This window comes from Streptomyces niphimycinicus (assembly GCF_018883605.1).
Lineage (GTDB): Bacteria > Actinomycetota > Actinomycetes > Streptomycetales > Streptomycetaceae > Streptomyces > Streptomyces niphimycinicus.
The window spans coordinates 1-12,576 of the sequence record NZ_JAHLEM010000643.1 but is presented as its reverse complement, the minus strand read 5'-3'; the positions used below and the strand labels follow the sequence as shown (position 1 = coordinate 12,576).

Annotated in this window: 11 protein-coding genes and 1 pseudogene; 6 read left to right on the top strand and 6 right to left on the bottom strand. The window is 72.6% G+C overall.

Annotated features, from left to right (window positions below; all coding sequences use genetic code 11):
• A partial coding sequence (locus tag KN815_RS38850) for an MGDG synthase family glycosyltransferase (protein ID WP_443732341.1) occupies positions 1–613 on the bottom strand: 613 nt, incomplete at its 3' end.
• A gap of 135 nt (positions 614–748) precedes the next feature.
• Between KN815_RS38850 and KN815_RS38845 the strand changes: the two genes are divergently transcribed.
• Genes KN815_RS38845 through KN815_RS38835 form a run of 3 tightly spaced genes read left to right on the top strand, consistent with a single transcriptional unit; the run spans position 749 to position 3,255 of the window.
• Complete coding sequence (locus KN815_RS38845; protein ID WP_216346514.1) at positions 749–1,567, top strand: SDR family NAD(P)-dependent oxidoreductase; 819 nt, start codon at positions 749–751, stop codon at positions 1,565–1,567.
• Positions 1,568–1,573: 6 nt separating this feature from the next.
• Complete coding sequence (locus KN815_RS38840; protein WP_216346513.1) at positions 1,574–2,527, top strand: DMT family transporter; 954 nt, start codon at positions 1,574–1,576, stop codon at positions 2,525–2,527.
• Positions 2,524–3,255 carry a polysaccharide deacetylase family protein gene (locus KN815_RS38835; RefSeq protein WP_216346512.1) on the top strand — a complete coding sequence of 244 codons (732 nt, stop codon included), beginning with the start codon at positions 2,524–2,526 and terminating at the stop codon, positions 3,253–3,255. Before KN815_RS38840 ends, KN815_RS38835 begins: the two co-directional genes overlap by 4 nt.
• A gap of 2 nt (positions 3,256–3,257) precedes the next feature.
• Here KN815_RS38835 and KN815_RS38830 read toward each other — a convergent pair whose 3' ends face one another.
• Positions 3,258–4,727, bottom strand: a complete 1,470-nt coding sequence (locus KN815_RS38830) for a class II fumarate hydratase (RefSeq protein WP_216346511.1) — start codon at positions 4,725–4,727, stop codon at positions 3,258–3,260.
• Positions 4,728–4,924: 197 nt separating this feature from the next.
• A complete protein-coding gene (locus tag KN815_RS38825) occupies positions 4,925–5,875 on the bottom strand; it encodes an anti-sigma factor RsbA family regulatory protein (RefSeq protein ID WP_216346510.1) in 951 nt (316 codons plus the stop codon).
• Between the two features lie 154 nt (positions 5,876–6,029).
• Between KN815_RS38825 and KN815_RS38820 the strand changes: the two genes are divergently transcribed.
• The 3 genes from KN815_RS38820 to KN815_RS38810 all read left to right on the top strand — a co-directional run bounded on the left by KN815_RS38820 (position 6,030) and on the right by KN815_RS38810 (position 8,345).
• Positions 6,030–6,911, top strand: coding sequence for an alpha/beta fold hydrolase (locus KN815_RS38820; RefSeq protein WP_216346509.1), 882 nt, complete (start codon positions 6,030–6,032; stop codon positions 6,909–6,911).
• A gap of 221 nt (positions 6,912–7,132) precedes the next feature.
• The gene (locus tag KN815_RS38815; protein ID WP_078638415.1) at positions 7,133–7,456 is read left to right on the top strand and encodes a hypothetical protein; all 324 of its coding nucleotides are present in this window, start codon (positions 7,133–7,135) and stop codon (positions 7,454–7,456) included.
• Positions 7,457–7,508: 52 nt separating this feature from the next.
• Positions 7,509–8,345 (top strand): SAM-dependent methyltransferase, encoded by an 837-nt coding sequence (locus KN815_RS38810; RefSeq protein WP_216346508.1) that lies wholly within the window; start codon positions 7,509–7,511, stop codon positions 8,343–8,345.
• Between the two features lie 89 nt (positions 8,346–8,434).
• On the opposite strand, the gene KN815_RS38805 is transcribed toward KN815_RS38810, so the two are convergent.
• The 3 genes and pseudogenes from KN815_RS38805 to KN815_RS38795 form a co-directional block, all read right to left on the bottom strand.
• Positions 8,435–11,209, bottom strand: a complete 2,775-nt coding sequence (locus KN815_RS38805) for an AfsR/SARP family transcriptional regulator (protein WP_216346507.1) — start codon at positions 11,207–11,209, stop codon at positions 8,435–8,437.
• Positions 11,210–11,431: 222 nt separating this feature from the next.
• Positions 11,432–12,367 (bottom strand): TauD/TfdA family dioxygenase, encoded by a 936-nt coding sequence (locus KN815_RS38800; protein ID WP_216346506.1) that lies wholly within the window; start codon positions 12,365–12,367, stop codon positions 11,432–11,434.
• A gap of 61 nt (positions 12,368–12,428) precedes the next feature.
• A pseudogene (locus tag KN815_RS38795) lies at positions 12,429–12,576 on the bottom strand (IS110 family transposase); the annotation flags it as partial.

Below are 12,576 nucleotides of genomic sequence, written 5' to 3'. Positions count from 1 at the left end.
CGGGCGCGAGCGCGCACAGGTGCCGCCGCCACCGCGCCGCCCCCGGCGCCGGGGCGAAGAAGCGCGGCGCCACCACCGGTCCGGTGGCCACCGATGGACGGCCCAGCGCCCGGCGCACCGTGTCCGCGGCCTCCGGGGTGACACACAGATGCAGATCGTTGCCCGGGTGCAGCCACTGGCGGTGCACCGCGAAATCGGTCACCACGACCGCGCTGGGCACCCCCAGGGCCCCGCGCGCCCGAAGCCTCCCCGTCAGTTGCGCGGCCAGATGGAACACCGGGACGACCACGTCCGGCCGCTCCCGCTCCACCAGGGCCAGCAGTCGGTCCTCGGCGAGCGCGGCCAGCGGGGCGCTGCCCGGCCTAGGGCCCCTGCCGGGGCGGAAGAACGCCCGGTAGATGCCCTCGTACAGCACCGGGGCACGACGGATGGTCGTCCGATAGAACGAACGCAGCCCCGCCCCGATCCGGTGCGGCAGCAACTCCAGCACATCCACCCGGCCGGCTCCCTGGCCCAGCCTCTCCAGCCTGCGCACCAGCTCGGCGGCGACCGCGTCGTGTCCGGCCCCCATCCCGGCGCTCACGACGAGAAAACGTGCCGACGGCTGGTGCATGACCACCTCCGATGGTGCGAGGCGCGGCTCCTCATGGCTCACTGGAGGTATCCGCTCCGCACGCCGTCAAACCGCGCGCTCGACGGCCGGTGACCCAGGGCCAGCGGCCGGTCGGCGGCGAGACAGGGAGATGCCATGATCCGCCCCCTCCCGGACGCACCGCTCGATCGCGGCCACGTGCGGGACACCGGGTACGCCGACACCACCGGGACCAGGGTCGCGCTGGTGACCGGCGCCTCCTCGGGCATCGGTGCCGCCATCGCCGACCGGATCGCGGCCGAGGGCGGCTGGCGGCTGCTGGTCAGCGGCCGCCACCGGGAACGGCTCGACCACGTGGCCGCCAGGACATCGGCCCTCGCCTTCCCCGTCGACCTGGCCGCGCCCAGGGGCCCGGAGGTGCTCGTCCAGGACGCTCTCCGTGCCGCCGGACGGGTGGATCTGCTGATCGCGGGGGCGGGCGTGGGCTGGGCCGGCCCCTTCGCCACCATGCCGCCCGCCGCCATCGACCAGGTGGTCCGCGTCGATCTGCTCGCCGCGATGCGCCTGGTGCGCATGGTCGTCCCCCGGATGGAGGCCGAGCGGCGGGGACACATCGTGCTGATCGGCTCGGTGGCCGGAACCGTCGGGGTGCGTGGCGAGGCGGTGTACTCCGCGGCCAAGGCGGCGCTCGGCGTGTTCGCCGACGCCCTGCGCTACGAGCTGAGCCGGGCCGGGGTGCGGGTCACCCATGTGGTCCCCGGTGTGGTGGACACCCCGTTCTTCGCCCGGCGCGGCGCCCCGTACGCCCGCCGGCTGCCCCGTCCGCTGCCGCCCGAGCGGGTCGCCGACGCGGTCTGGGAGGCCGTGGAGCGCGGGCGGGACGAGGTGTACGTACCGGCCTGGATGCGGCTGCCCGCGGTGGCCCGCGCCGTGGCCCCCCGGCTGTACCACCGGTTGGCCGCACGCTTCGGGTGACCCCCGGTGAGCGTCCTGACGGTGCTGCTGGCCCTGCTGTCCGCCCTGGGCAACGGCACGGCCTCGGTACTTCAGCGGCGGGCCGCGATGGACCAGGTCCGGGAGGAGCGGAGCGCCCCGGGCCCGAAGCGGAACCCGCTGCGGCTGGTGCGTCTGCTGCGCCGCCCGTACTGGCTGGCGGGGCTCGCCGCGATGGTGGTGTCGGCGGCGGCGCAGGTGGGCGCGCTGGCGGTCGGGCGACTCTCCGTGGTCCAGCCGCTGCTGGTCAGCGAGCTGCTGTTCACCCTGGTGGTCGGCAGTCTGGTCTTCCACCACCGCCCGGACGGCCGGACCTGGCTGTCGTTCGTGATGCTCGCCGCCGGGCTCGCGCTCTTCCTGGCGGCGGCCGATCCCTCACATGGCGCGACCAGGGCGAAGAACGGTGAGTGGCTGCCCGTGGGCGTGGTGGTGGCCATCGCCGTGGGCATCCTGATCGCGGTGGCCCATGCGCTGCGCGGGCCCGCCCGCGCCGTCGCCCTCGGATGCGCCACCGCCACCTGTTTCGCCTGTACGGCGGCGCTGATCAAGGAGTTGACCGGGCGGTTCGCCGGTGGGGTGGCGGCGGTGTTCACCGACTGGCCGCTGTACGCGGTGTGCGTCGTAGGGCTGCTGAGCTTTCTGCTGTTGCAGAGCACCCTGCGCGCGGGCACCCTGGCCGCCTCGCAGCCCGCGCTCACCCTCGGCGACGCCCTGGTCAGCATCGCGCTGGGCTGGGTGCTGTTCGGTGAGCGCGTCGACCTGGGGCTGCGCATCGTGCCCGAGGTGGCCGGCATCCTGCTGATGGCGGCCGGCATCGTGGGACTGACCCGCTCGCCCGCCATGTGCGGCGGCTGGGACCAGGTCGTCCCCGAGCCGTCGCGGCAGGCCGGGCCCCTCCGCGGACGGCGGAGGAGTCCGGACGGCGGTGAGGGAACACCATGAGCGCGCGCCACCGCTCCGGTGTCCTGGTGCGCAATGCGGCGCTGCTGGCGGCGGCGGCGCATATCGCCCCGGCCGGCACCTGGCTGGCCGGGCCCCGGCGCGCCCTCTTCCCCGCCCTGGCGGGCCGCGGACGCCGCGACCATGTGGCCCTCACCTTCGACGACGGACCCGATCCGCGTACCACACCGCGCTTTCTCCGGGTGCTGGACGAGCTGGGCGTCCGGGCCACCTTCTTCGTCCTGGGGGACGGGGTGACACGCTTCCCGCACACCACCCTGGAAATCGTCCGCCGGGGTCACGAGCTGGCTGTCCACGGCTGGACCCACAGCCGCCCCTGGCTGCCCACGGTGTCCCGGGATGTCACGGAGGTCGCCCGTGCCGCGCGTGCGATACGGCTGGCCACCGGCGAGGTACCGCTGTGGTACCGGCCGCCGTACGGCATCCTCACCGGCGGCCGCTGGCTGGCGGCGGCACGGGCCGGGCTCACCCCCGTCCTCTGGTCGGCCTGGGGGCGCGACTGGTCCGCGGACGCCACCGCGCGGTCGGTGTCCGCCGCCGTACGGCGCGATCTGTGCGGCGGCGCCACCGTTCTGCTGCATGACACCGACCGCGCGGCGGCCACCGGCTGCTGGCGCGCCACGCTGGCCGCGCTGCCCGTGGTGGTGGCGGAGTGCCGGGCCGCGGGCCTGGAGGTGGGGCCGCTGGCCGAGCACGGGATACGCCGATGAGGTCAGCCGTCCCGGAGGCGGGCCATCTTCCGGGGGTCCACGATGCGGTCGAAATCCTCGGCGCTGATGTGGCCGCTGGCGATGGCCGCCTCGCGCAGGGTCGTCCCCTCGGCGGCGGCCTTGTGGGCGATCTCGCCGGCCTTGTCGTGGCCGATCTTCGGCGCCAGCGCGGTGACCAGCGTCAGCGAGCGGGCGAGATGCTCGTCGATCCGCTCGCGGTTCAGCTCGATGCCCTCGACGCAGTATTCGCGCAGCTTCTCGCAGGCGTCGGCGAGGATGCGGGCGGAATGCAGGAAGTCGCTGATGACCAGTGGCCGCGCCGCGTTGAGCTGGAAGTTGCCCCGGGTGCCCGCGTGTGCGACGGCGCTGTCGTCGGAGAGCACCTGGATGCACACCATCATCATGGCCTCGCACTGGGTCGGGTTGACCTTGCCGGGCATGCTGGAGCTGCCGGGCTCATTGGCGGGCAGGGTGAGCTCCCCGAGCCCGGAACGAGGGCCGGAGGCGAGCCAGCGGAGATCGTCGGCGATCTTCATCAGGGGGACGGCGAGGCCCCGCAGCCCGGCCGAGGCGGCCACCATGGTGTCCGCACCGCTCTGGGCCGCGAAGGAGTTGGGCGCCACCTTGAACGGATGGCCGGTGGCACCGGCGACCTCCCGGGCCACCGCAGGGCCGAACCCCTCGGGGGCGCCCAGCCCGGTGCCGACCGCGGTACCGCCGATGGCGAGCTGGTACAGATCCGGCAGGGTGGCGCGCAGTCGCTCCAGCGCGTCGGAGAGCTGGGCGGCGTAGCCGGACCACTCCTGTCCCACGGAGAGGGGGACCGCGTCCTGAAGATGGGTGCGGCCGGTCTTGACGACGTCGTACCAGGCGCGGGACTTGGCGGCGATGGCCTCCTGGAGCAGGCTGACCTGCGGCAGCAGGGGGTCGTGCAGGATGCGCACGGCGGCGATGTGCATGGCCGTGGGGAAGGTGTCGTTGGCGGACTGGCCCAGATTGACGTGGTCGTCGGGGTGCACCGGGTCCTTGCTGCCGAGGACGCCGCCGACCAGTTGGATCGCGCGATTGCTGATGACCTCGTTGACGTTCGCATTGGTCTGGGTGCCGGAGCCGGCCTGCCACACATACAGCGGGAAGTGGTCGTCCAGCGCGCCGGAGATCACCTCGTCGGCCACATGCGCGATCAGATCGGCCTGCCACCCCGCCAGCCGCCCCTCCCGGCCGTTGACCAGCGCGGCGGCCTTCTTGACGTAGCCGTAGGCGTGGTAGACCGCCTTGGGCATGCGGTCGTCACCGATCGCGAGGTGGACCAGGGCCCGCTCGGTCCGGGCGCCCCAGTAGCGGTCGGCGGGGACCTCGACGGTCCCCAGCGCGTCCGTCTCCCGCCGGGTGCCGGTGGCGTCGATGCGGGTGGGGAGGTCCCGCACCCTGGGGGTGCCCTGGGCGCCACGGCGCCTGTGGGGCGTGTTCATCGCGTGCTCTCCCAGACGGACGGCAGCCCATCCATACGCACACTCCGCATCACGGCTGTTGCACTCCCCGCCAGTGTCGCCCCGCACCGCCCCGGCCGCATCCGGCACCGGCGCCCGGCGGCCCGTCGGTGCGCTTCCGCGGGCGAGGTGACCTGCGTCGGCGGGCGAGGCGGCGTGCGTCGGCGGACGAGGCGGCGTCAGATGCGGGTGCGCAGCCGGATGAGGGTGCCGTCCGCGTCGGCCTGCATCTGTACGACGTCGCACAGCATGCGCACACCCCACAGACCGAATCCGGGCTCGGTGCCGGCCGGCGGGGTGAAGCCCCACAGCGCGTCCGGGTACCAGTGGCCGGGCCCGGAGATCTCGCAGACCAGATCGCCGTCATGGACCCAGGTGCTCAGCCGTGCCGGGGCCTCGCCGTGCCGGATCGCGGTGGTGGCCACCTCGCTCACGGCCGCGACCATATTGCGCAGCGCGTCATGGCCCATGCCGTGCCGGCCGGCCCGCTCGGCGACGAAGGTGCGTACGGCGTCCAGATCGGTCGAGACGATCGACACCGACTCGGCTATGCGCGGGGCGGACGGCAGGGGACGCCGGTCGCAGGTGGCGCTGAACGGGCCGGGGTCGGTGTAGGCGTCGCTCCGCTCCGGCCCATGGCCGTCGATGATCTCGGGGTGGGTCTGGCGCGCGTACGCGAGGATCTCGGGGTGCAGCAGGCGCCGGTCGTAACAGCAGATCGCGCGGGCGCCGGAGTGGGCGAAGGCCGCGTTGACGATCGACTCGTAGCGCGCCCACTCCACCACCTCGAGCGGGGTGCGGCCCTGCCACACCGGTTCGGCGATCACCCGGACCCGGCGCGGCTTCTCGGCCTTCACGAAGGAGTCGTAGGCGGCGATGGTCTTGACCGGGTGCTGATACCAGCTCAGCGCCTCCTCGAACTGCACCGCCTTGGCGTCCTGCCCGAGCGCGTCCCGCAGCGCGTCGATGTTGGAGGAGGCGGCGACGACGGCCACGGCGTCGTCCGCCTCCAGCCCCTCGCGGAGGAAGGGGACGCAGACGTCGACGACTTCGTCCTCGTCGCGATAGAGGAAGCCGCGATGCATCATGGCATCGCGGTGGTCCGCGACGGGGCTGCTCGGGCTGGTCATCGGGCCTCCCTGGGGCTCGGCCGGCGAAAACACTTCAGGTGCGTCATCGAATTTCCGGACGGTATAGCGCAGTCTGCCACCTCCCCGGCCCGGCGCGCAGCCCGTTCCGGCCATACATGGACGCCATCCTGACGGTGCATTAGCATCCTCGGGCGTGACAGAGCTGAAGAACATCAACGCAAATGGACTTGATTTCGGGTATTTCGAAGCGGGTCCGGCCGACGCCCCATTGGCGCTCTGCTTGCACGGCTTCCCGGACACCGCGCACTCCTGGCGTCATCTGCTTCCCGCGCTCGCGGACGCGGGCTACCACGCCGTCGCGCCCTTTCTGAGGGGCTACGCGCCCTCCGGTATACCGGCCGACGGCGCCTACCAGGCGGGCGCCATCGCCGCCGACGCCAACGCGCTCCACGAGGCATTCGGCGGCGACGGCGACGCCGTGCTCATCGGCCACGACTGGGGCGCCATCGCCACGTACGGCGCCACCGGCAGCGCCCCCGAGCGCTGGCGGCGCGCGGTCACGATGTCGGTGCCCCCGCTGGGCGGGGTGCTGGCCGACTTCTTCAACTATGACTACGGCCAGTTCAAGCGCTCCTTCTACATCTTCCTGTTCCAGACGCCGCTGGCCGAGGCCGGTGCGGCGGCGCACGACATGGCCCTGATCGACGGCCTGTGGCGCGACTGGTCGCCCGGCTACCAGGACGCTGCCGAGGACATCGCGCACGTCAAGGAGAGCCTGCGCGACCCCGCCCATCTCGCCGCCGCGATCGGCTACTACCGGGCCCTGTTCGACCCGTCGCGCCATGTGGCGGCGTACGCGGCCGAGCAGGAGGCCATCACGGCCACCGGGGAGACCCCCATCCTCTATCTGCACGGCACCGACGACGGCTGCATCGGCGCCGATGTCGTCCAGGGGGCCAAGGACCACCTCCCGGCGGGCTCGCGCATGGAACTGGTCGAGGGCACCGGGCACTTCCTCCACCTGGAGGCGCCCGAGCGGATCAACCGGGAGGTGCTGGCCTGGCTCGCCGGGTGACCGGGCGGCCCTGGTCACACGCCTTGCTGCCACATCGCGTGTGACCAGGGCCTTTCCCATGCGGAACGCGATGCGGCCGCGGCGGGGATCTCGACCGGGGCGGACCCGGTCGAGCCGCCGCGGCCGTCGCTTTACCGCCGGTATACCGCCGCTGGTCCGCCCTCTTCCATGCTGGGCGCATCGCTACAGCCGCCCGGTAGGGACGCGTCTGGAGAGGGCCTGTGAACGTCGACCAGCAGCATCAGCCTCGCACCGAGGACGAACCCCTCTACGCCTGGAGCACCTTCCAGCTCTGCGGCGGGGTGGAGGGGTCCGGCCCGAGCGGCACCTGCCGGGCCGAACACACCGCTCGCACCTGTCTGGAAGCGGCGCTCCAGGCCACCGCGACGCACTCCGGCGCGTACTCCTGGGGGCAGCTCAGCCGGGTGTCCGCCGATGTCGGACTGCCCTTCCACCTATGGGCGCGAGATCCGGTCGCCTGGGCCGAACCGGGGCCCAGCAAGACGGTCACCTGGCGTCCGGGCGCGGCTCCGCATCCGCAGTGAGCCAAAACCGTCCGCGGTGAGGCGAGGCAGTGCTATGGGTAAGGGAATCACGATGAAGAGCAGCGGACCCGGGATAGGGCTCCTCAGGACAAGGGCGTGGCGCCCGGCCGACCACGGCCGTCTCGCGGTCAGCCAGGCGAATCCGGCCAGGGTCTACAACTTTCTGGTCGGCGGTAAGGACAATTACCTCGCCGATTACGAGCAGGCCCAGCGATTTCTCGGAGTCGCACCGGAAGTCCGCGACACCGCGCTCTCCAATCGGAGATTCCTGCACCGTGCCGTCCGTCATCTCGCCGCCAGTGGAATCAGCCAATTCCTGGATATCGGCGCGGGATTGCCGGCGAACCCGAATGTGCATGAGATCGCCCAGGCCGTGAATCCCCGGGCCCGAGTGGTCTACGCCGACAACGACCCCATTGTGGCCAGCCACGGCCAGGCCCGTCTCTCCGTCTCCGGCACCACCATGGTCAGGGCCGATGTCCGCTCGCCCGACGATCTCCTCGGCCATGAGGAGCTGCGGCGGCTGCTGGACCCCGCGCAGCCGGTCGCGATCCTGCTGACGCTCGTCCTCGACTACATCGAGGACCTGGAGGACCCCGTCGGCATCGTGCGCCGGCTCATGGACTGGGCCGCGCCGGGGAGCTGTCTGGTCCTCTCCCATGCCACCGGTGACTTCACCATCGACACCGACCGGGAATGGGAGGTCATCAGCTTCGGGGACCCGGTCAGTCTGGTCGCCCGCGACCGTGCCGGGATCATGGAGTTCTTCACCGGCCTCGACCTGCTCGCCCCGGGCCTGGTGCAACTGCCCTCCTGGCGCCCGGGCATCGGCGCCGAGTCCGACCCGAGCCGGGTGTGGGCCTACGGCGGGGTGGCCCGCAAGCCGTAACCCCGCCCCCGGTGTATGACGTCCGCCCCGGATCCCGCCTCAGTGCGGGCCGGGGCTGATTCGCTCAGTACAGGCCGGGGCTGATCCGCTCAGTGCGGGCCGGGGCCGATCTGTAGGGTCATACAGGCGGGGAAGAGCCCGCTCCAGGTGTGCCCGCGCCAGCTCTCGTAGGTCCCGGGGCGCTGCCATACGGGCAGGGCCTGGTCCATATGGGCCCGGCCCTCGACGAACCTGCCCTGTTCCATATAGGTGATCCCGATCTCGTAGAGGGCGAAGCCCTCATGGTGGATGTTGCCCGTGCGGCGGGCGTACTCCAGGCTCTCCTTGAAACAGGTCAGGGCGTCCTCGGGACGGCCCATGCCCCGGTGGGCCCGGCCGAGATTGCCCAAACCGATCACCTCGGCCGGCAGATCCCCGGCCTCCCGGGCGAGGGCCAGTTGCCGCTCCTGCACCGTGATGGCCTCCTCGAACAGGCCCAGTTCGCACAGCGCGTCCGCGAGATTACAGGCGGAGCGCAACTCGCCCTCCCGGTGGCCCAGTTCGCGCCAGATCTCCAGCGCCGACTCCAGCGCGGTGCGCACCTCGTCATAGCTGTGCTGCAACCAGTACGCCGCGGAGAGGCCGTCCAGCGCCCATGCCTCGCTCGCCGGGTCGCCCAGGCGGCGGGCGGTCTCGATGGCCAGCCCGTTGACCGACTCCAGATCCTGGGCGTGGGCCCGGGGAAAGAGGAACCACTGGAGCGCCCGCGCCAGCCGCAGCCCGAGGCGGGCGATCGCCTCGGGCTGGGCGGGCTCGGCCGCGTGGGCGACGGCGGCCAGCAGATTGGGCAGCTCGGCCTTCAGCCAGCTCTCGGCCTCGTCCTGGCCCATCAGCGGGACCGCCGGGCCCTCGCCGGGATGCCGGGGCCAGGGGCGGAGCGGGTCGAGCAGGATGACCGCCTGCTGGGCGGTGGCCGCATAGCAGGACAGCGCCCGCTCCAGCGCGGCCGACCGTTCCGCCTCGGACTCCTCCTGCTCCGCCTGCTCCGACGCGAACAGCCGCAGCAGATCGTGCATGTGGTAGCGGACGGAGTCCTGGCCCTCCAGGAGCTGGGCGTCGACCAGCCGCTCCAGCGCGTTCTCGGTGCGGTCGGCGGGCAGGTCCAGCAGCGCGGCCGCCACCGGCAGGCTCACATCGTGCCCGTGCACCACGCTGAGCAGCCGGAACGCGCGGACCGCGTCCAGGTCGTCGGAGCGTCGGCCGAGCCGGAACGCCTCGTAGCTCACCTGGAAACTGATACGGACGGCCAGATCGCCGAACCGCAGCTCGTCCAGCCGGCCGCGGGCGTCGGTCAGCTTGGTCACCAGGGTGCGCAGCGGCCACGCGGGGCGGGCGGCCAGCCGGGCGCCGGCGATCCGCAGCGCCAGCGGCAGCCCGCCGCACAGCCGGGTGATCTCCTCCGCCTCCGCGGGCTCGGCCCGCACCCGCTCCGCGCCGACGACCCGCTCCAGCAGCGCCACCGCCTGGTCCTGGGGCAGCACATCCAGATGCAGATGGGTGGCGCCCTCCAGGGTGGTCAGCATCTCGCGGCTGGTGACCAGCGCGGCGCAGCCGGACCCCGCGGGGATCAGCGGCCGCACCTGGTCCACACTCGCGGCGTTGTCGAGGATCACCAGCAGCCGCCGGCCCGCCGCCAGCGAACGGAACTGCGCGGACGCCTCGTCGGTGTCGCTCGGCACGCTCGAGCCGTCCACGCCGAGGGCGCGCAGGAACCGGCCGAGCACCTCGCCGGGGTCCAGGGCCGACTGCCCGGCGGTCGCCCCGTACAGATCCACATAGAGCTGGCCGTCGGGGAAGCGGTCGGCGAGCTGGTGCGCGGCGTGAATGGCCAGGGCCGACTTGCCGACCCCGCCGGTGCCGTCGATGGCCGCGAGCATCACGGACCGCCCGCCCTCGCCCGCCTCCGGGTCCCCGGCCGCGTCCATCAGCGCCTGGATCACCGCGACCTCGCCATGACGGCCGGTGAACGTGAGGCTGGCGGGCGGAAGTTGGCGGGGGCCCCGGGGGGCTTTGCTGGGAGCGGCGGGCGCCGGGCGGTCCGCCTCGGGGGCGGGCGGCGCCGTCAGGGAGGCATCGGCGTTCAGGATCCGCGCATGGAGGCCGCGCAGCGGCGGGGTCGGCTCGACCCCCAGCTCCTCGCTCAGCAGCCGGTGCAGATCGCGGTAGATGGCCAGGGCGTCGGCCTGCCGGCCGGACCGGTACAGGGCCAGCATGAGCCGGCCGCGCAGCTCCTCCCGGAACGGATGCTCGGCGGTCAGCGCCTCCAGCTCGCCCAGGACGGCCGTATGCCGCCCGCACCGCAGGTCGGCGTCGATCCGGGCGTCCACGGCCTGTAGCCGGCACTCCTCGAGCCGGGTGGCCTCCGCCGCCACCGCCGGGGTCGGGGGCACATCGGCGAACGGGGCGCCGCGCCACATCGCCAGCGCCTCGCGGAGCCGCTCCGCCGCGGTCTCGGGCGCCTCCCGGTCGAGGCTTCGCCGCCCCTCCTCGACCAACTGCTCGAACCGGTGGGCGTCGAACTCGGTGGCCTCCACCGCCAGTCGGTAGCCCTGCGCCTTGTAGCCCTGCTTCTCGGTGATCAGGGTCTGCCCGGCCTCGTCGCCCATGGTCTGGCGGAGCCGGGAGACATAGGTCTGGAGCAGTTTGGTGGCGCTCTGGGGCGCCCGGTCCTCGCCCCAGAGCTCCTCCAGGAGCCGCTCGGTGGAGACGGTCTGGTTGGCGTGGCACAGCAGCACCGCGAGCAGCGTCCGCCACTTGGCCGGCCCCAGGGAAGTCCACCCGTCGCCGTCGCGCAGCTCAAGCGCCCCCAGGACCCGGTATCGCACCCGTCGCCTCCCCTCGGCTCGCCAACTGACCACTCCGCAACGGTTATACCTCCGATGTGGCCCCTGCGGTGCATCGTTCCATCCGCCCGGAGCGAATCCGCGCCGGGTACGGGCTGCGCGGATGACCGAAAATCGCCGGACCAGGGGCCACCGTGGGCCGGCCGCGGTCACAACGGCGGTCGCGTCGGCCGTGCTCGGAACGGCCGGTCGGGTCGGACAGGGTCAGAACGGCTGATCGCCCTCGATGGCGACGCGTTCGGCGACCCTGCGATGCGGTGCGTAGTCGTTGACCGCGTAGTGCTGCGTGGCGCGGTTGTCCCAGAACGCGATATCGCCCGCCTGCCAGTGGAAACGCACCTGGTACTCCGGGACATGCGCCTGCCGGCACAGAAAGCTCAGCAGCCGGTCGCTCTCCGCCCGCTCCATCCCGGTGATCCGGGTGGTGAAGGAGGTGTTGACGAACAGCATCCGCCGGCCGGTCTCGGGATGGGTGCGCACCACCGGGTGCTCCACCGGCGGGAACATCTCCTGGAACGGGGCCAGCCGCTCGGGCCCGTAGAAGCGGGCGAAGCCGGGGATGAAGTCGTGGACGGCGGTGGCGCCGTCGATACGGTCCTTCACCTCCGCCGGGAGGTTGTCGTACGCCGCCGCCATGTCCGCCCACAGGGTGTCCCCGCCCACCGGCGGCACCTCGCGCAACTGGAGCACGGCGCCGAGCGCGGGCCGGGTGCGGAAGGTGACGTCGGTGTGCCAGATGTTCTCGAACGTCGGCGTGGCGCCGGAACCCTTGTCGAAGCGGACGACATCCTCGCTGGTACCGGTGGCCAGCAGCGGATTGGTCTCCAACTCGCCCCAGTGGCGGGCGAATCCGCGCTGCCGCTCCGGGGTGAGGTGCTGACCGCGGAAGAAGAGCACCTTCCACTCCAGCAGGGCTCGGTTCAGCTCCTCGCGCAGCGCGGGCTCCAGCGGCCGGGACAGGTCCAGTCCGCGGATCTCGGCCCCGATGACCCGTCCGAGGGGCACGACCTCGAACCGGTCGTACGGACGCTCCTCCCACCCCTCGGGCACTCGCCGCAGGATGCGCGGGCCCTCGTACATTCCGTCCGGCGGGATGGGGGCCTCGCGCAGGGTCGCTGGTGTGGTGTCGACGACGGTCATGGCGTCTCCTCATACGTGACACGGGCAGGGGGCAGGCGGGGGGGTGCCCCTATGGGTTTCGTCAAGCTGTGGGGGCAGGTTGCGGGTCGTAGAAGGTGCCGTCGCGAAGCATCGCGAAGAGGACGTCGGCTCGGCGTCTGGCGAGGCAGAGGAGGGCTTGGGTGTGGTGCTTGCCCTGGGCGATCTTCTTGTCGTAGTAGGTCCTGGAG

Coding starts and splice junctions, on each gene's coding strand:
- KN815_RS38835 (WP_216346512.1), top strand. CDS start 2,524: ATGAGCGCGCGCCACCGCTCCGGTGTCCTGGTGCGCAATGCGGCGCTG.
- KN815_RS38830 (WP_216346511.1), bottom strand. CDS start 4,727: ATGAACACGCCCCACAGGCGCCGTGGCGCCCAGGGCACCCCCAGGGTG.
- KN815_RS38845 (WP_216346514.1), top strand. CDS start 749: ATGATCCGCCCCCTCCCGGACGCACCGCTCGATCGCGGCCACGTGCGG.
- KN815_RS38825 (WP_216346510.1), bottom strand. CDS start 5,875: ATGACCAGCCCGAGCAGCCCCGTCGCGGACCACCGCGATGCCATGATG.
- KN815_RS38800 (WP_216346506.1), bottom strand. CDS start 12,367: ATGACCGTCGTCGACACCACACCAGCGACCCTGCGCGAGGCCCCCATC.
- KN815_RS38810 (WP_216346508.1), top strand. CDS start 7,509: ATGAAGAGCAGCGGACCCGGGATAGGGCTCCTCAGGACAAGGGCGTGG.